An 18,263-nucleotide genomic window follows, 5' to 3' on the forward strand; every position below is an offset into this window, starting at 1 on the left:
CCCGCAAGCAGACAACTCATCGATGAGACGCTGGATCTGATCGCGCTGCTCGGGGTGCATTTAGGGGAGTATACACCTTACGCCTTTAGATTCCAGTCATACGTACTATCACCTACCTCCGAAGGAAGTCAGGATCGCACGCAGTGCGACGTGTCCTTCCTGGGTGAGGGAGACGTGCTTGACGCGCCGATCCTTCACGGTTCCGGTTCTCCGGATGAGACCCTTGCATTCAAGAACGTCCAGCCAACGCAAAGCGGTCGTCGGCGGCACATCGGAAGCGAGGCACAAGCTTGTGGTCGAGACCAGCTTGCCACGATGCTCGCAGATGAAGAGATCGAGCAGCATCGCCCAGGCGCCCTCTCCGAACAGTTCCGCGGGCAGGAAGCGCATGCGTAACCGCCTGCGCTTCAGTTCTTGCTCGGCACTTTCGATCAGCAACAGTGTGTCGCGATACTCGTCGTGGGCGCTCATCGCCACGTCCCGCCGAAGCGCGGCCGTGCCTCTGCCATCACTGGCATAATCCAAGCTCGATTCATGATTGCCATTGCCCGCGGAGTGCTGCGGCCGGAAAAATATTCTCGATTGCTGTGCGCCCACCATGTTGCTCCTACATCGCTCATTGCGGTCCCCTCCCGCCCGAACCCTGTAGAGTTTCCTAATCTAAGTTATGCCTAAGGTTTTGACACGGATTGGACAGAGCGTCGTTAAGTGATGCTACCTATGCAAACGATTATCATAACCGAATTGCTTTGCTTTTCCCGTTCATTACGGAATGAAACTAGCGGCAGCGAAGGCGCAAGCAGCGGCCGTAGCCGAGCGCAGTGGTCGCGGCCGCCTCGGCTAAAGCATCAGGATCAGCTTGGGGCCAAGGCCGGTGACGTGCTCCCCTGATTGTTACCAGTCAGAGGTAGAGTCTCGCTCCTTCATGATGGTTGTTTGATTGGATGGCAACGTGTCTGGGGGCATGCCCCCAGACACGTTGGCCGGCGATCTCGGCGGGGGTCTTCCCGCCCAGTTTCGAGTGTGGCCTGACGGTGTTGTAATCGTGCCGCCAGGCGGCCAGCACGAACCGGGCATGGGACAGCGAGGTGAACAGGGTCTCGTTGAGGCATTCGTCGCGCAGTCGGCCGTTGAAGCTCTCGACGAAGCCGTTCTGCATCGGCTTGCCCGGTGCGATGTAGTGCCACTCGACCCGCCGCTCCTGTGACCAGCGCAGGATGGCCGACGAGGTCAGCTCGGTGCCGTTGTCGCTGACCACCGTGTGCGGCTTGCCGTGGCTGCCCATCAGGATGGTCAGTTCCCGCGCTACCCGAGCTCCGGACAGCGACGTATCAGCCACCAGCGCCAGGCACTCGCGCGTGAAGTCATCGACCACGCACAGGATACGGAAGCGCCGACCGCAGTTCAGGCTGTCGGAGACGAAGTCGAGCGACCAACGCTGGTTCGGGCCGTCCGGCAGCACCATCGGCCTGCGCGTGCCCAACGCCCGTTTCCGGCCACCACGGCGACGCACCCGCAGTCCTTCCTCGCGGTAGATGCGTAGCAGCTTCTTGTGGTTGGGTGTGATGCCCTCCCGAGCCAGCAGATAGCCCAGGCGGCGATAGCCGAACCGGCGACGCTCAGCCGCCAGCTCGCGCAGCCGTTGCCGCAGCGCTCCATCATCCGGCTTTGTCGGCTCGTAACGGATCACCCTGCGGCTCACACCAACCAGTTTGCACGCCCGACGCTCGCTCACCCCGTGATGCTCCCGGGCATGGGCGACGGCTTGGCGCAGGGCGTCACCATTTTTCTGATGCCAGATCCTTCAACACGGCATTGTCCAACATGGCCTCGGCCAACAACTTCTTCAGCCGCGAGTTCTCCTCCTCGAGCGACCGCAGCTGCCGGGCCTCGGACACTTCCAGCCCGCCGAACTTCGACTTCCACTTGTAGAACGTCGCAGAGCTGATCCCGTGACGGCGGCAGACCTCCGCCGTCGCCATGCCCGCTTCCTGCTCCTTCAAGATCGCAATGATCTGCTCTTCGGTGAACCTGCTTCGCTTCATATCCGTCCGACTCCTTGGCGTCAGACTCTACCAAAAAGCGGTCACATTTCAGGGGAGCACGTCACCAGGTATAACAACCGACGGGGCCAAGGTAATCTTTTCGAGAGCCTTGTCGCGAACTGGCCGATGCTTACGGACAACGCAATCGAGGAACTCCAACGAAGATATGACTGGCGACTGGCACCCGCAAATCCTTCGTTTTGACGCCCGTTGATCAATAACACCGGGTGGCTAAAGCAGATGCGATGGCGGTCATATACTTCGCGTAACACAGCGAGAAGCATCGTCCCAAACCCCGAGTCGCGGCCACGTCGACGCGGGAATTCGTGATTACATAACGAAGAGGGTTGGCTGCAGCCATTCTCGCCGCTCGAACGGAATTCCCCATGCTCGATCGATCGTGTCTTCGGCTTACTCGCCGGCGACCATAGCCATTTCGTATCTTGGCGGGACTTCGTGGGTTCACTGATTCTCCGAAGTGATGCGCAGATGCCACATCGTCACTTGTAGCGCAGCTGTGAGTTCCGTTTGGCGGTCGCGTTCATTCACTTGCACCAACTTGGATGTGTCGCCGATCAACGTTGGGATCAGTTCGACCAGTTCCACTTGCACTCATATCTGAACGTTGAGCGCCCTGACAGGGATCGCACACGCCCAGACCCTTTCAAGATCAGTCTCGATGATCGTTTCGGTCCCCTCACCCCTGCCTGCCAGCAACCGGAAGGTTTCTTGAAAATCGCAGTCCACGGCGGAGCAGTCCAGACAGAAATCGTTTAGCGCGAGGCCCTAGTCTTCATTTACCGTCCAAATGGCCTACGTGCGTCCGTCTATCGGAATGGCATTGGTTAAGTTCATGGATGATATTGTGCACAGCGGAGAAGAGACGGAGCGCCGCCTGCAATTCGGCCGGCGCAGGCCGTAGTTTCGCAGACGCGCAGCGACATACGCTACTTCGATGAAGCCCGACCCGGAGGGAGGCGCCATTCTGGCGCAGCGCTACTTGCGCCGCACCACCGCACGATAGCGAACCGCGCAAATTGCGACTGTCGCGCTCAGGCCGATATCAAGGAACCAGTTGAGCTTGAGAGGCCCGAACAGAAGAGCGTCGACCGAATGCAGCGAGACAATCCGTAGCCCGAAGAGAAGGAGCATGCCGCTTGTACAACCGAGCGCAGCCAGAATAGCCACATTGCGCCGCCCTTCGATGCCCCTTCTGATGTAATAGAACAGGCTGGCAAAACCTGCTGCGGAGATCAGGAACAGGATCGCAGACAGTGGCCCTTGCACCGCCCTGCGGGTGTCATACGCCTTCCCCTGGATCAGAACCTCACGCAGGTCACCGCGGATCCAGTCCTCGACGGAAAACACGCGAACGATCGCCAAAACAACGAACAACGCGACAACCATTGCCCACCCCCATCGATGCCACGGCAACTGTTGCTGGACTATCGCTCGAAAGAGGGCGAGGCCGCCCAAGGCGGCGACAGCGCAATAGAACATCGCTGCGATAAGACTTAACGTCGATGGTGCAGCCGACATATGCATTTGCGTCCTGATTGTGATGATCGCGATCTCGGCCCGGAGCATCGTTGTACGTCCGGGTATGCAGTGCTCACGATTTATCGCCGGACGATAGTGATGCAAGCCTCTTGAACCCGTGCGCCTCCTCCTTGCCCATCGCGACGATAAACTCGGATTTGGACAAGCACGGGTCCGGCAAGGTCGAAGCCTGCCCAGAAGCCGCCGCTTGGGCGCAAGAGGGTTCGGCTTTCAACTGCCATCGCGTTTGGCCCTCATACATGTTGCACTGCGAAAACACTGCGGCTAAGCCTTGCGAGGACCGATGCGGGGGAGAAACAAGATTATGATGGCACGTCGCGCGTTGGGCGCCGCCCTTTTGGTCGCTGGAGCGGCCTCTTTGACAAGTTGTGGCTCTACACCGGAACCGGTGATCGGCATGGCCGCCACAGAGCCCTCGGCAGAACTGGGTCAGAGCGACTACACGATCGCCCGCCCGACAACCTACGCCATTCGCCCTGCTGACGAGCTTTCCGTCGTCGTGTTTCGCGAACCGGACCTCTCGCTCGAGAGCGTGCGTGTCGGCGTCGAGGGCAACGTGTCGCTGCCGATGGTCGGGTCGATCCCCGCGGCGGGCATGACCGCCAAGCAGTTCGAGCAGGATGTCACCCGGCGCCTGGCCGCGGCCGGCCTCAAGAACCCGATCGTGAGCGTCAACATCGCCGAATACGCCTCTCACCTCGTCACTGTCGAAGGGGCCGTCGAGAAGCCGGGCGTCTACGCGTTCCAGCCGGGCGCGCGCCTCTCGACCGCGCTCGCACTGGCCAGCGGGCCGCGGCGGGTCGCCAAGGAGCGGCAGCTGGCTGTCTTCCGGGAGACACCGGAAGGCATCATGATTGCCAAGTTCGACTACCAACAGATCCGCCAAGGGACCATGCTCGACCCGGTGCTACAGCCGGGCGACCGCGTGGTGATGGGCACCGACGGCCTCTCCCAGTTCTGGGAGGACGCGCTCAAGGCTCTGCCCGCCTTCGGCGTCTTTGCAACAGCGGCGATACGGAACTGAACATGACCGAGCGTCCCATCATGAGTAACCCCGAGCCGGCCGGACGCGGCACGTGGCTTGACGTCTACATGCCCGACCAGCTCCCGGCGGTGCAGAAGGTGGCACCCCCGCAGTTTCTGAACATCAGCATGGTGCGCGGTATCCTGTACCGCCAGCGCTGGCTGGTGGCGGGCGTCCTGTTTGCCGCCGTCACGCTCGGCCTGATGGTGACCTTGCTGATGACCCCCCGATACGAAGCCACCGCGAAGGTCAGCGTCAAACCCTTCAACGAGGAGGTCGTCGAAGGTCAGAGCGACAGGGCGGTCCCGACTCAGCTCGTGGACAAGTACATCGCGACGATGATCCAGCGGATCGGCAGCCGTCAGCTTGCGGGGGTCGTGGTCGATGATCTCAAGCTCGATCAGCGGCAGGGCCTGCTGGGCAAGGACATCGACAAGTCCCGTGCACCCGGACTGACCGACCAGCAATGGCGCGAATCCAAGCGTCAGGCCGCAGTCTCGGCGCTCATCAGCAGCCTCAACGTCAAGTCGACCCCCGGAAGCCTGGTCATCGATATCGGCGTGCGCTCCGAGAACCCGGTCCTCTCTGCGGAGATCGCCAATGGTTACGCGAACGCTTTTCTCGCCTCGGACACCCGGGCCTCGGTTGCGAGCAGCAAGTACGCGCTGACCTATCTCTCGGGCCAGATCGAAGAGACGCGGGTCCGGCTGCAGAATGCTGAACAGGCGGCCAACGAATATGCCCGTGCCCGCGGCATCATCGTCCAGCCGCTCAACGGGCCGAACGAGGCGGAGAATGCCAGTTCGGCGACGACGCTGATCGGCACCAAGCTGGCGTCCATCAACGAGGATTTTATTGAGGCCCGCGCCGATCGCATCGCCGCCGAACAGCGCTGGCGCACGGTTCAGTCGCTTCCCGCTTCGCAGCTTCCTGAAGTCCAGAACAGCCAGTCGTTGCAGCAACTTCTCGCGGACCTGACCGAGAAGCGCGCCCAGCTTGCGGAACTGCGCCAGCGTTACAATGACGACTTTCCGCAGATCGCCAATCTGCGCGCGCAGATCGACACCATCAACAGCCAGCTCGAACGCAGCGCGGCCGACATCAAGTCGAACATCCGCAACCAGCTCACGATTGCCCGCAATCAAGAGAACGCACTGGCCGCCGAGCTCCAGCAGCTGACCGGTGCGACGCTGGGCGAGCAGGACGAAAAGGTGCAGCTGAGCGTGCTCGATCGCGAAGCCGAGGCACTGCGCAACCAGCTGAAGATGCTGCTCGACCGCTACAACCAGGTCAACAGCGCCGCCAACGTGAACCCGGACACCTTGCAGATGCTCGATACTGCAACCGTGCCCTCTTCCCCCTATTCGCCGAACCTGCTGCGCAACATGACCATCGCGCTCGCCATCGGCATCGCCCTCGCTGTGGGCCTCGCGGTCCTTCGCGAAACCTTCGACGACCGCATCCGCTCGCTCGAAGACGTCGAGGACAAGCTCGCCCTGCCGTTCCTCGGCCACACTCCTCACGTGGCCGATCGCGATCTCACGCTGCAGAGCTCGAACCGCTTCAGCGCACTGATGGAAGCCTATTCCTCGATCAGGGCGGCGATCGACTTCTCGCTTCCGCGTACCAGCAACGTGATCCAGGTGGCCAGCAGCCAGGCAGGCGAAGGCAAGTCGACGACCGCTGTGGTGCTCGCCGAGATGTTCGCCAACTTCGGTCGCAAGACGCTGCTGGTGGACGCAGACCTGCGTCGCCCGTCGGTCTCCAAGCTGCTTGGGCTCGAGCGTCCGAAGGTCGGGCTTGTCGAAGTCGTGCTGGGCCACGTCCCGCTCGAGGACGCGATCGTACGCGGCGTGCACGAGGGCCTCCACATTCTCCCGGTGGCAGAGCTGCCGCCCAGTCCGACGGAAATCCTCGCCTCCAGGGAATTCGAGCAATTCATCGAGGAATGCCGCGGCAAGTACTCGCTGGTGGTTTTCGACTCCTGCCCGGTGATGGGTCTGGCGGACGCGCCCATGCTCGCGCGCCTCGTCGACGCCACGGTTTTCGTGCTCGAAGCCAACACCCTGCCCTTCAGCCGCGCGCGCACCGCGGTCCGACGCCTCACCTCGGCGGGCGGCAAGGTCATCGGCGCCGTCCTGAGCAAGTACCGCGCTCTCGAAGCCGGCCAGGCCTACGACTACCAGTACACCTACTACCAGTACGGTCCGCGCCAGTAGTCCACTCGACGGGCACCCTCGTGACCTGATCGACCTTCACGAGACCGGTAATAGGCCCAGTCATTGATGACGCGGACCGCGACCGACGCCGCCAGCCTCGGCAGCGCTTCTCTTGCCTCGGGCAAGACGGCGCTGATCGCGAGCATCGTGATCACGACCTATCGCCGCCAAGCGATCCTCGGAGAACTGCTCGAGGCGCTCTGCCCTCAGCTTGAAGGCAGGTCCGTGGAGGTGCTCGTCGTCGACAACTGCCCGGCCGCGAGCGCCCGCGACATCGTCGAAGCCTGCCGCAGCAAGCATCTGCGCTACGAACAGGAGACCCGTACCGGCGTCGTGCACGCGCGCAATCACGGCGTCCGCGAGGCCCGCGGAACCTACGTCATCTTCCTCGATGACGACGAACTTCCCGGCCCCGGATGGCTCGATGCATGGCTTGCACAGGCCGACGGCCGGACGGATGCGAGCTTCGCGCGCATCGTGCCTCGCCTTCTGTCCTCGTGCCCGCCCGGGCTGTCAAAGCAGGTCGCGCGGAACTTCGTGCGTGACATGCGCCGGGAGACAAACGCCGATGTTTCGGCGAGGTGGCCGTACCTCGGCACGGGAAACGCCATGTTCCACAAGCGCCGCTGTCTCGGAGAGAAAGAACCCTTCGACACCCGCTTCAACGCTCGCGGCGGCGAAGACGTGTGGCTGATCCGCAGCCTTGTGAGGCGGGGGCACCGGCTGATCTGGAACGCGGAGGCGGTCGTGGAGGAAGTCATCCCCGAGGAGCGAATGACCTTGTCTTTCCTCGAGCTGCGCCGCTTCAATCAGGGGCAGATCCGCAGCATCCTGGCCTTCGGGGGTGGGGGCGTGACCGGGATGGTGCGGGCTTCGACGTGGATGCTCATGGGAGGCGTGCAGTTCCTCCTCTATCGCACAGCGGCTGCGATTGCCGGGATCGCCGGAGCGGACCTGGCGGACCACTTCCGGTGCGAAGCGGGCGGAGGCCTCGGGAAGCTGCTGTGGTGGAGCCAGCCGCGCGTGCGCGGATATGCGCGCGACTGACCTGGATCAGGAAGGACGCCAGGCCCTCATAATCGAGATGATCTTGGGCCCCTCGATCAGGTAGCGACGCCACAGCCGGCGCGGCTCGGTGAGCAGGCGGAACACCCATTCGAGCCCAGCCAGCTGCATCCACCGCGGGGCGCGCCGCTTGCGACCGAGCATGAATTCGATCGAGGCGCCAAGACAGAAGGCCACCCCCGTGACGCTGCCTGTCGCCATGACCCGATGAGCAATGATCTCGCTCCTCGGCGCGCCGATCGCGAAGAGTATGTACTCCCACTGTTCGGACTTGAGAAACTCCTCGATCCGCTCGATCGCCGGCTCATTGTCCAGGACACCCATCGGCGGGATGTGCTGAACGACATCGACCGACGGGAAACGTGCCTTGAGGTCTCTCGGCATGTTCGCATCGCCACCGATGAGCGCGACCTTGCGGTTGTCGAGCCATCCCTGCTCGAACAGGAGCGCCGTGACGTCGCTTCCCGTCAGAACGGTAAGCTTGATGCCCTTGACCCATGCGAGACCCCGCAGCACGCGGCTGTCGCAAAGGCGCAGACTGGCGGCACCATAGGCACGGCTGAAGCGTTGCTCGACATGGCCCGGCTGGCGCTTGCCCCGGAGCATGACGACGTGCTCGACATTCGGGGTCACCACCAGCGACATGCCCGAACAGCGTGACAGGCGATCGAGCTCGGCGGCGAGCTGCTCGTGAGGCGCTTCCACGAAGTCCAGTCCGAGGAAGTTCATGGAGGGCAATTCAGCCGACATGCATGCGCTGCGGGACGACCGTGCGGATTTCGAAAGTCAGACGCGAACTGAACATGACACCCCAAGTCCCCTCCTTCGATCCCGATCATCTAGGTACGCCCTTTTGTAAAGAAGAGTTTCACGACGTTACATAGTGACTTAACAGCACGCGATCAGACAGCCATGCGACCTGCCGCCTGATCGTATTCGTGGATCAGTTCCACGGTATTCAAGATGTTAGCCTTGCTCGAGGCACCGAAGAGGATCGATTCCACATAGGGTTCGTTAACGACCCACTCGATCGCCTCCCGCGGGCGGATCCCGCCGGAAGCCAGCACCGACATCGCGATGACGCGGGCAGGATACTTCGCCGTCGCCTCACGATATCCCTCGACGCCGCCCGACATGCGGAAGGCGATCTTGTTGACGTTGGCGCAAACGATCGGGTTCTCGATGCCTGCCTCATGCAGCATCGGCAGCAGCTTGGGCAGGTTCATGGTGATGAAACCCGCCTCAGCATTGTAGCGCTTGCGGCAGTGCTCGGAGAACACCCGGAACGCATCCACGACGCCAAGGCCCTGAATGAGATCGGTCACGACGTTCTGGAGGAAGATCACGGGGGTGTGCAGGTCGCGGAACATCTTCATCTCCGCATCGACCAGAAGGGTCATCATGCCCTCGATGTCGCGGCCGAGGACGGCCATTCCTCCGCGCAGCATCGTGTCGACGAGACCCTCCTTGGGAAGAAACTTGCGCAGCGCATCGAAGTAGCCGAGCTCGGTGACGGCATTGGCGTACTTATGCGCGTAGGGCATGCCCGGGTAAAAGGTGAACCCTTGCCATTGCTCGGGGTTGGCGCGTACCCGGTCGGCGATCTTCTCGATGGTGTCGTGCGTCGTGCACATGAACCCGCCCGCCCCCGCGTGCAACGCGGCCTGGAGCACCTCGACGATGTTGTCGATGTCCTGGAAGCGCATCGCCTGGGCGCGCGCCTTTTCCTCGGACATGTGGTTGATGCCGAAGAACTGGTTATCGCCGAAAAGAATGCGTTCCATTCCGGTTATCCCGCCTTGGAGATTGGAGTGGGCGTGCCACCCTTGAGAAAGGTTGCCACAGCATCGAGCAGCTGCGGGCTCGCTTTGATGGAGAAGTCGCTGCCGTCCACCTTCATCGGCTCGCGAAGCAGCGCGGTCATCTCGGCCTTGAGAGCCTCGGTGCTCTCGACGATCTTCATGCCCTGCCGCCCCTGAAAACGCCGGGCGGTGTGAACCTGGTGATCCGTCGTGTGCTCACCCAGGGCGATGTCGCGCGGGATGAGAAGCATCTGCTTCCTCGCCTCGAGTGCCTGCAGGATCGACCCCATTCCGACGTGGGCGACGAAGAGATCGCAGTCCTTCAACCTTTTGCGGTATTCGGACATGGGGACCATCCGGGCGAACGGCGCGTGGACCGGTTCGTAAGCGCCCTCCCCGATCTGGATGAAGACCTCTTCACCCGGATTGTCGCGCGCCCACTCGTCGACGGCCCGCACGAAGCGGTCGAACGGCAGCATCGACCCGATCGAGGCGAAGATCACAGGATGCTACCCCAGCACTGGACGCCTTCCTTCTCGGCAACTTCGGGCCACTGGGACACGGTCCGGTGGGCGAGCTTGCGGGCGAGGCGCCCCGAAGACGACATGCGCTCGGCGTTCGCGATGCTGTCGATCCAGAGAGTACGGGCTCCCATCAGACGGCCGAGAAGGATGAAGAAGAGCATTGGCGCAGAGCCCGTCGAGACGACCGCACGAGGGCGCTCTTTCGCCATGATCCAGAGTGCTTTCAACGCGACCTTCAGGAACGACAGCTTGTTGAAGCGCGAGGCATCGGGGATCGTGTGGAGCCGGGCACCTGGCACCGCCTCGGCGTAGTTCTCGAACATGGAGACATAGGCGGTTTCGTAACCCGCGAAGGCGTCCCGCAGTCGCAGGAGCTGGACCCAGTGACCTCCGCCCGAGGCCACGGCCAGAAGCCGGGGCATGCGCCGTGCCATTCAGCGCCCCACGAGGCGACCGAGCAAGCCGCCTTTGCGCGGCGCGAGTTCCGTGGCTCCGAAGTTGCCGACGCTTCCGCCGGATTCGGCCGAAGCGCGGATCATCTCGATCGTCGCATCGGTTTGCGCTGCGCTTGCGAAGGAGTTCTCTTCCGATCCCTTGCCTGCCGCGACGGCATCACCGAAGGCCTCCAGCTGCGCCGTATACTCCTCGCCGCGCAGGTAGAAGCTGACCGGCGGGGTGAGATCGGTGATGTAATTCACGGTCCACCCTTCCTTGTATCCCTCCGGAATGGGAGCACCGCCGGTCAGGAAGACCTGGATCTCCTGGCGGTCAGCGTAGATCCGTCCGGCGCTCCCCCAGATGGTGATCCGGGTCGTCATCTTGCGGACCGAAGGGTCGGACCAGTTCACCGAAATCTGGCCCGTCACGCCGCCCGCGAAGCCGAGGGCCGCATAGACCTCGTCATCCACTTCCGACGAGAAGCCGCTCTTGAGCATGGCGCCGCTACAGGCCTCGGGCTCGCCGAAATACCAGTTGAGAAGGTTCAGCGGGTGAGCGGCATAGTCGTAAAGGCAGCCGCCGCCGGCTCCAGCCTTGCCGCGCCACGTCGGCTTGGCGGGCTTGAGCACGACCGGACCATAGGCCTCGCCCTGAGCATGACTGACCTTGCCGATCGCCCCCACCTCGAGCAGCCTCTTCACTTCCCGGAAGGTGCCGATGAAGCGGTTGTGGTAGCCGACCTGCGTCACCAGGCCCTTGGCCTCAGCTGCCGCGCCAAGCTCGCGCGAGACGGCCGAGGACATCGTCAAGGGCTTCTCGCAGAAGACATGCAATCCCCTGTCGATCGCCTTGCGCGCCATCCAGTCGTGCGTGGTGGTCGGGGTCGCCACGATCACCGCGTCGAGGCCGGGCTGCGCGATGACCTTGTCGAAATCGGCGATGAAGGGCAGCTTCGTGTATTTCTGCAGGACTCCCCCGACGATCTCGGAGGTGTCGCAGATCGCCGTCACCTTGAAGTGCTCGAGCGCGTTCGCGATCGCAAGATGCGAGATCCCCATCTTGCCAAGCCCGATGACCGCGACGTTAACTGCCACATCCAGCCCCTATCATGTTGCAGTGCACTAAGTGCCCTTCGCAGGTAGTTATGTCAACGCAGCGACAGCAGCGCGCAGCGACGAATTTCCCCGCTCCGAGACAGTTCCAAGCCCTCAGAGCCCCCGCCCCCGAATGGCGCAACGCTCGATCCTCGCACCTTGCCGGGACGAGAAAAAACACCCTCCGGGAAAAGCGGGAACCGCGTCGCCGCACGAGGCCGACCAGTCGAAATCCGCCGCCGAACGATCGCTCCGGCGACGATCAGGTCTTGGAGCGGCTGAGCGAGCGTCGCAGCAGCGGCGGCGTGAGGTCGGCCAGCAATTCCTTGGCCTTGACCGACCAGTCCACCCGATCTTCCGTATTCGGCCGAGCGCGAAACTGGGTGGTGTGCTTGCGCTTGGTCTCGTCCCAGGTGGCCGTGTAGTAATAGAGCGCGATGGATTTGCGCGAGCGGCCCTCGGGGTGCGCCACGGGCTGCGGGTTGCCGTGATTGCTGTGGGAGGTGGTGTTGAAGATCACCGCCCGGTTGAACACCGGGGTGATCGCCTGAACGCAGCGCGACATGTCGTTCGCCCACAATTCCAGCTGGCCGCCGAATTCAGGCTGCCAATCGTCGTTCAGATAGATCAGCAGGTTGATGCGCCGCTCAAGCGGCAGGTAGTAATGACGGTTGAAATCGGCGTGGATCGACAAGTGGCCACCGGTCGAGATCTCATGGAAGCCGCCGCCGCGGAAATAGGGGTCCGGGATCAGCCCCTCGATGCCGGTGATGTTTTCCAGAATGCGAATGAACGGCAAGGAGTTGAAGCTGTAGAAGGCGTAACGCGCCGCCGGGCCCATGTGATCGGGGTTGAACTGCTGCTTCAGCCGTTCCGTCGGGCGGTCGAACAGAACGCTCGAATCCTCATTGTCCCTCGGAAGCCGGTCGAACTCCGCCAGGAACATCCGGGCGATGCTCTCGGGAAGGAAATCGTCGATCATGATGTGGGGATAGGGATCGCCTTGCGCATAGCGCTCGGTCAGGTCGAGCCCGATCTCCTTCGCCGCGGCAGGATCGACCAGCCCGTTTTCCGAATCCATGCAGGAAATGAATGCCACTTCAGGCTCCCCGATTGCCGCTCACGCAATGCTAGTGCAACGCACAATGAATGTGAAGCCCTCAAGGCGTCACCGCCGCCAAGCCGAAGCGGTTGCTAAACGCAACCGCACACATCGAATCTTTCTTTCGAGGAAACAGCGAAGCATCGAGGGAATGCCTTGCATCAGCGCGCACCATTCTAAGCATGGCCACACGATGCGCCCCGACTGACTTAGCGACCCCACGGCTCAGCAAGTGACTTGGGACGCCTCTCTCCCTACCGAGAAAAATGCCGCGTTTATACCATGCGCAACGACCCTTCAACTCAAGAACGGAACGTTCGCGAGCAGCGCGTCCGGGCCGGCAACCTGCTCGCGCGCGACGCGGATCTCGGCGAATGCGCTGCTGCTGGCAATTACGATGAGCGGCAACACCTTCGAGCGGCCGATCCGCCCCGACTGAGCTGGCTTCGGTCAAGCAGCAGCCGCTGCGATCGTAGCTTGCCTGGCGTAGAGTACGGCGCGCGACTTCAGCAACGCGCGCTGCCTATCGGACTGCACTTGATACTCCGCCCAGCTCTCCAGCGATGCAAGGAAACCGATGAACGACATGAAAACGACCGCGCATGCGCCATGGAAGGTCACTGTCTGGCCGATGATAAGGTAAATGATCACCGCCATGTTCATACCAAACAGAAGCCTGCAATTCTGCGGATCAATCCTCTTCATGACCTGACCGATCCTGATCATCCCGAGACATATGCCCGCCAGCAGCACGACCGGAACCAGTAGGCCGTGGCGCATGGCGAGAAGCAGGAAGTGCGCGTCCACGCTTTCCGCGACCATCCAGCTCGGTCGCTCCCATGTCAAATAGCCAAGACCGAACAGCGGGTTATTCTTGACGTTCTCCGTTCCGTATTCCCAGATCGCCACGCGGTAATAGGCGCTCTCAGGCGAAAAGGTTAGGCGCGCGATGACCTGTGCAATCCCATTGGTAGAGACGAGATGGAGAACAAGCAGCACCAGCGACGCAAGGGTGATCACAATCCACCACGACATCTTCGGGATGTGAGGAAGCGCGCGGTTAACTGCGAATGCCGCGAGCATGATCATGACACCCAAAAAAGCTGCAGAGCTCAGGGAGAAAAGTCCAAGAAATGCCGCGATTACTCCACCGATCAGAGGCCAACCTCGCAGCCCGCTGTAGTAGTACAAGGGAAGAAAGCCGGTCATGATTGTCCCGCCCAGAATAGGGTGATCGAACGGACCGAAAGCTCGAAGCAGGCCAGCGCGGAATTCCTCCTTCAGCGTATACTCGCCCGTCGCTTCCCCATTGTAGAAACCGGTCATGTTGCCGAAGATCGACGCTGCCGCCGGGCGGAGCAACAGGTGTCCGGAAAGACTTTCTGCCGCCATGATGAGACCAGCGTAGAGAAGGCCGGGCATGATAAGGATCAGGAAGCGACGCAGATCGTTCGGCGTGACGATACATGCCCGCGCCACGAAATAGGAGCCGCCGTAGTCGAGCACGAGGCCAACCGCGCGGACAAACCCAATCTCAAGACCGTAAACGACCTGAAACGACAGGATTATCCAGAACATCATGACGGCATAAGCCATGTCGACACGGTTAAGGAACCCTCGCGTGTCCTTAATGGTCATCCACAGCGCCGGGATCGTCCCGAGGAGGACCCCGAGACGATATCCGAAGAACCGCACCCCGAAGAGGCTGAACTCGGTCTCGGGCGGAGCCAGTATGAAGGCATAGAATACGATGAGGATCGGGATGAGCGCGACGATCGGCCGATTGCTGTCGGGCAAGGTCCGCCGGACCTTGACGGGCGCAGCTGGCAGGCTCGGCGCGAAGATGGACATCGGCATTCCTAGGTGCAGAAATGAGGGTTCGCGCAGGACAGCAGCCCAGGTCGCAGGCTTCGTGTTTAGGCTACGGCACGTTTGCGTTCAAGTGCGCATCGGCTGCCGCAGAGCGGGTCAGCGCTGCAGGCGTACCTTCACCCATTCTCGCGCCTCCTCCGGCATCTGGCGCAATGTCAGCGCCAGGAGAGCGAGACAAAACAGGCTCGCTCCAAAGAGAGCCGAGATCCAATCTCTCATCCACGGGGTCGCCGCCAAAGCAAGCCCGATGAGCAGGGCCGGGCCGGCAAGACGGCTCATCACATCGCGCGTCAGAAAACCTGCCTTGTGGAAGATCGGCAGGCCGTCGATGATGAAGCGCAGCACCATCGCCACCGCCACCCCATTGAGCCCGAAGGCAACGCCGAAACCGTAAAGCAAAGCGGCATAGATCGGCAGCTGGATCACGTGCAAGACGGCGGTGAAGCGTGGATTGCCGCGGGCATGGATGAGCGCGATCGGCACGTTGACGAGCCCGCTGATCCAGAATCCGATAATGCTGATCTGCGCCAGCGGGACCGAGCGTGGGTCGAGCTTCGCGCCCAGCCACAGATGCAGCAGCGGTTCGGCAAGGCAGATGATCCCGATTGCGATGAAGCCGAACAGCTGCCCCACCATCACCGTTGCCGACTTGCCGAGCCGGAGGGACTCCTGCTCGTCGTGCGCTGCGAGTCGCGGAAACAGCGCCTGGATGATCGCGTAGGGGAACATCACCGTACGCATCGTGATCTGCACAGGAACGGTATAAGCCACCACGGCCGCCGCGCCCAGCACGGCGCCGATCACCATCCGGTCCGCACTCGTCAGGAATGGGCCGACGACCGCGCTAACCATTACCCACTTGCCAAAAGAGAACAGCCGCTTGAGCTCCGCCATCGCAGGGTTGAACTTCTGGCCAAGCAGGAACACCCGGGCCATATTGAAAGCGATCGGCGCGAGTCCAAGCAGCCGCCCGAACATCGAGGCGCTGAGCACCCAAGTGAATTGGCTCGACCATAGCAGGGCCACAAGCAGCGGAAGCGTCTGCGACAGCACGTTACCGATTGTCGTCCCGACCGCGATCATACCGAACCGCTCGAGCCCGCCAAGCGCGCCCGAGGTCACGCCGGTCAGCATGATGACTGGCACGCATAGCGCGAATAGCCACGTCGCCGAAAGAATCTCGGCGCGCAAGCCCGGGCTCGCGTTGAAGGACCAGCGGAAGAACAAATCTGCCGCGACATAGACCAGCACGCCCCCCACGAGCGAGATCACGCTCGCACCAGCAATTGCGGACCACACCACTCTCGCGCGTTCGTCGGCGCTCGCCCCGGTGGAGGAGGAAAGGCGCTGGGTGAGCGCACGTCCGAGGCCGAAGTCGGCCTGGCCGAAATAGCCAAGCAGCACGAAAGCCAGCAGCAGCGCGCCGTAGCGCTCCGTGCCGATCAACTTGATGAATAAGGGCACCGTGGCGATCGTCACGACCACCGCGATGATCGGCGTCGCGAGATTGTAGATGGAGTTCTTCGCGAGTGCCATCAGCGCTCCGCCGGAACGGGCGCGGGCCAGCAAGTCTTTTCGCCAACGCACGCGACACCGGACTTGTTGGCGCAAGCCGCTGACCCCGAAATTGCCTTCACCTTGTCATACCCCGATACGGCCTGTCAAATGACTTGCCGGGCGCTCTTGCCTGTGCGAGGAATGTTTCGCAACTGCAAAACGATCAGCCGCGAGGCTGCCGTTTCGCTGCGTATGGGGCGCGGCGAAGCGCCTTTGTGCAGGATGCGGGGATCCGGTTACGAACCACATGCAGGACCTTGCGACAAGCGACGCGGGCGGTGCTCCTTGCGGCGATGAGGGACTGGAGGACTGCGCCGCCTGCCTGATGTGCGGCGGCACGGCGGCCGAGCTTGCGCTGGACGGCGCAGAAGACCTCTTCTTCCGCGCAGATCCGGGCCGCTTCGCCATCCATCGCTGCCGCGCCTGCGGCTCGCTGTGGCTGCCGCGCCGCCCTGCCGGGGAGCGGCTGGTGCGCGCCTACAGCGGCTACCACACCCACAACGAGCACGCCGACCCGACTGTCGCGCCGCACCCGTTGCGCGAGTGGATCAGGGCCGCCTATTACCGCAGCCTGTTCCCCGGCATCGCCGGCCCGCTCGACCGGCTGGTCGGCTTCGCCCTCGCCGCGATCGGCTACGACACCTCCGGGCTCGACAAGGAGCTGCGCTTCGTGCCGCCGCCGCCCGCCAGGGTGCTCGACTACGGCTGCGGGGGCGGGCGCTTCTTCCGCCAGCTGCGCGGCCTGCCCTTCAAGTTCTACGGGGTCGAGTACGATCCCCACCTCCTGTCCGCCCTCGCCGCCGAGGGGATCGAGGTCGAGGACACCGCGACGATCACCGACGACCGGTGGGACCGCGAGTTCGACTACATCACCCTCGCCCACGTCCTCGAGCACGTGCCCGATCCGCTCGCCCTGCTGCGGCGGCTGTTCGGCTGGCTCAAGCCCGGCGGGGCGCTCTATGTCGAGCTGCCCAATGCAGGCGCAAGCGGCCTTGCGATCTTCGGCGCGGTGTGGCGCGGGCTCGAGGTGCCGCGGCATTTCGCACTTCCGACCCGCGCCGCGCTCGCCCGCGCGCTCGAGGAGACCGGCTTCGTGATCGAGCGGCAGGTGATCGACCCGGCGGCGCGCGACCTGCTGTGGGGCGAATCGCTCGCCGCTGCGCCCGAGCGCGCGCACGCGGCGCTGCGGCAGGCGATGGCCGGGGCCCCGCCCGAGACGCCCGACAATGCCGAGCTCCTGATCTTCATCGCCCGCAGGCCGGCGGCATAGACGCATGGCACGGCGCGACACCCCAGCGATCTTCGAGCGCGCGCAGGCGCGGTTCCGCGCCGCGCGCTTCCGCCAGATCGCGGCGCTCATCGAGGGGCTGGTGCAGAGGCACGGCGAGGTCCGCGTGCTCGACGCGGGCGGGCGCGCGGAATACTGGAACCTGCTCGCCCCCGAGCTTACCGCCCATGTGCACCTGACGATCCTCAACTACGGCGAGGAACTCGAGGACTACAGCGCGCGCACCCTTCCCCACGTGCGCTACGAGAACGTCACCGGCGATGCCTGCGCGATGCCGCAATATGCCGACGGCGAATTCCACCTCGTCCACTCCAACTCGGCGATCGAGCATGTCGGCGGCTACACGCGGATGATCGCCTTCGCGAACGAGGTGCGCCGCGTCGGGCAGGCCTATTACGTGCAGACGCCGAACGTGTGGTTCCCGATCGACCCCCACGTCGCCTTCCCCTTCCTCCACTGGCTGCCCGACCCGCTGCGGCTGTGGTGCTACACCCGCTTCAGCATCGGCCTTGCCGGCAGGAGCGACTTCGCGCGGGCGGCGAGCATCCTCGACGACTGGCGGATGATCGGGCCCTCGACGATGCGCGCGCTGTTCCCCGACGCGCGGCACTCGGCGGAGCGCTTCGCGCTGGTGTTCAGGAAGTCGCTGATCGCGATCCGGACCGGATGACGG

Annotated in this window: 16 protein-coding genes and 1 pseudogene; 5 read left to right on the plus strand and 12 right to left on the minus strand. The window is 63.0% G+C overall.

Features of this window, described 5'->3' with window-relative positions:
- Positions 1-108 precede the first annotated feature (108 nt).
- The 4 genes and pseudogenes from ACLBKU_RS07175 to ACLBKU_RS07190 all read right to left on the minus strand — a co-directional run bounded on the left by ACLBKU_RS07175 (position 109) and on the right by ACLBKU_RS07190 (position 3,632).
- Complete coding sequence (locus tag ACLBKU_RS07175) at positions 109-600, minus strand: hypothetical protein (RefSeq protein WP_410178839.1); 492 nt, start codon at positions 598-600, stop codon at positions 109-111.
- 301 nt (positions 601-901) lie between these two features.
- A pseudogene (locus ACLBKU_RS07180) lies at positions 902-2,045 on the minus strand (IS3 family transposase).
- 462 nt (positions 2,046-2,507) lie between these two features.
- On the minus strand, positions 2,508-2,651 hold the full coding sequence (locus ACLBKU_RS07185) for a hypothetical protein (protein WP_410178840.1): 144 nt from the start codon (positions 2,649-2,651) through the stop codon (positions 2,508-2,510).
- Positions 2,652-3,041: 390 nt separating this feature from the next.
- Positions 3,042-3,632, minus strand: a complete 591-nt coding sequence (locus ACLBKU_RS07190; protein ID WP_410178841.1) for a hypothetical protein — start codon at positions 3,630-3,632, stop codon at positions 3,042-3,044.
- 370 nt (positions 3,633-4,002) lie between these two features.
- On the opposite strand from ACLBKU_RS07190, the gene ACLBKU_RS07195 reads away from it, so the two are divergent.
- The 3 genes from ACLBKU_RS07195 to ACLBKU_RS07205 all read left to right on the plus strand — a co-directional run bounded on the left by ACLBKU_RS07195 (position 4,003) and on the right by ACLBKU_RS07205 (position 7,895).
- Positions 4,003-4,629 (plus strand): polysaccharide biosynthesis/export family protein, encoded by a 627-nt coding sequence (locus tag ACLBKU_RS07195; RefSeq protein ID WP_410178842.1) that lies wholly within the window; start codon positions 4,003-4,005, stop codon positions 4,627-4,629.
- A 2-nt stretch (positions 4,630-4,631) separates the two neighbouring features.
- Positions 4,632-6,848, plus strand: coding sequence for a GumC family protein (locus ACLBKU_RS07200; RefSeq protein WP_410178843.1), 2,217 nt, complete (start codon positions 4,632-4,634; stop codon positions 6,846-6,848).
- A 66-nt stretch (positions 6,849-6,914) separates the two neighbouring features.
- On the plus strand, positions 6,915-7,895 hold the full coding sequence (locus ACLBKU_RS07205) for a glycosyltransferase family 2 protein (protein WP_410178844.1): 981 nt from the start codon (positions 6,915-6,917) through the stop codon (positions 7,893-7,895).
- A gap of 6 nt (positions 7,896-7,901) precedes the next feature.
- Here ACLBKU_RS07205 and ACLBKU_RS07210 read toward each other — a convergent pair whose 3' ends face one another.
- The 8 genes from ACLBKU_RS07210 to ACLBKU_RS07245 all read right to left on the minus strand — a co-directional run bounded on the left by ACLBKU_RS07210 (position 7,902) and on the right by ACLBKU_RS07245 (position 16,281).
- Entirely contained in the window at positions 7,902-8,663 is a 762-nt protein-coding gene (locus tag ACLBKU_RS07210; RefSeq protein ID WP_410178845.1) for a WecB/TagA/CpsF family glycosyltransferase, read from the minus strand.
- Positions 8,664-8,815: 152 nt separating this feature from the next.
- On the minus strand, positions 8,816-9,697 hold the full coding sequence (locus ACLBKU_RS07215) for a hypothetical protein (RefSeq protein ID WP_410178846.1): 882 nt from the start codon (positions 9,695-9,697) through the stop codon (positions 8,816-8,818).
- A 5-nt stretch (positions 9,698-9,702) separates the two neighbouring features.
- Positions 9,703-10,218, minus strand: coding sequence for a glycosyltransferase (locus ACLBKU_RS07220; RefSeq protein ID WP_410178847.1), 516 nt, complete (start codon positions 10,216-10,218; stop codon positions 9,703-9,705).
- Positions 10,215-10,661, minus strand: coding sequence for a UDP-N-acetylglucosamine--LPS N-acetylglucosamine transferase (locus ACLBKU_RS07225; protein WP_410178848.1), 447 nt, complete (start codon positions 10,659-10,661; stop codon positions 10,215-10,217). Before ACLBKU_RS07225 ends, ACLBKU_RS07220 begins: the two co-directional genes overlap by 4 nt.
- A gap of 12 nt (positions 10,662-10,673) precedes the next feature.
- The gene (locus tag ACLBKU_RS07230) at positions 10,674-11,771 is read right to left on the minus strand and encodes a Gfo/Idh/MocA family protein (protein WP_410178849.1); all 1,098 of its coding nucleotides are present in this window, start codon (positions 11,769-11,771) and stop codon (positions 10,674-10,676) included.
- A gap of 262 nt (positions 11,772-12,033) precedes the next feature.
- On the minus strand, positions 12,034-12,870 hold the full coding sequence (locus ACLBKU_RS07235) for a 2OG-Fe(II) oxygenase (protein ID WP_410178850.1): 837 nt from the start codon (positions 12,868-12,870) through the stop codon (positions 12,034-12,036).
- Between the two features lie 453 nt (positions 12,871-13,323).
- Positions 13,324-14,724 (minus strand): O-antigen ligase family protein, encoded by a 1,401-nt coding sequence (locus ACLBKU_RS07240; RefSeq protein WP_410178851.1) that lies wholly within the window; start codon positions 14,722-14,724, stop codon positions 13,324-13,326.
- A gap of 117 nt (positions 14,725-14,841) precedes the next feature.
- Complete coding sequence (locus tag ACLBKU_RS07245; protein WP_410178852.1) at positions 14,842-16,281, minus strand: oligosaccharide flippase family protein; 1,440 nt, start codon at positions 16,279-16,281, stop codon at positions 14,842-14,844.
- A gap of 268 nt (positions 16,282-16,549) precedes the next feature.
- Between ACLBKU_RS07245 and ACLBKU_RS07250 the strand changes: the two genes are divergently transcribed.
- Together ACLBKU_RS07250 and ACLBKU_RS07255 are read left to right on the plus strand one after the other, a co-directional pair.
- Complete coding sequence (locus ACLBKU_RS07250) at positions 16,550-17,572, plus strand: class I SAM-dependent methyltransferase (RefSeq protein ID WP_410178853.1); 1,023 nt, start codon at positions 16,550-16,552, stop codon at positions 17,570-17,572.
- 4 nt (positions 17,573-17,576) lie between these two features.
- On the plus strand, positions 17,577-18,260 hold the full coding sequence (locus ACLBKU_RS07255) for a class I SAM-dependent methyltransferase (RefSeq protein ID WP_410178854.1): 684 nt from the start codon (positions 17,577-17,579) through the stop codon (positions 18,258-18,260).
- Positions 18,261-18,263: the final 3 nt, after the last annotated feature.

Origin of the sequence: Erythrobacter sp. NE805 (assembly GCF_046452355.1) — a bacterium.
Classification (GTDB): Bacteria; Pseudomonadota; Alphaproteobacteria; order Sphingomonadales; family Sphingomonadaceae; genus Erythrobacter.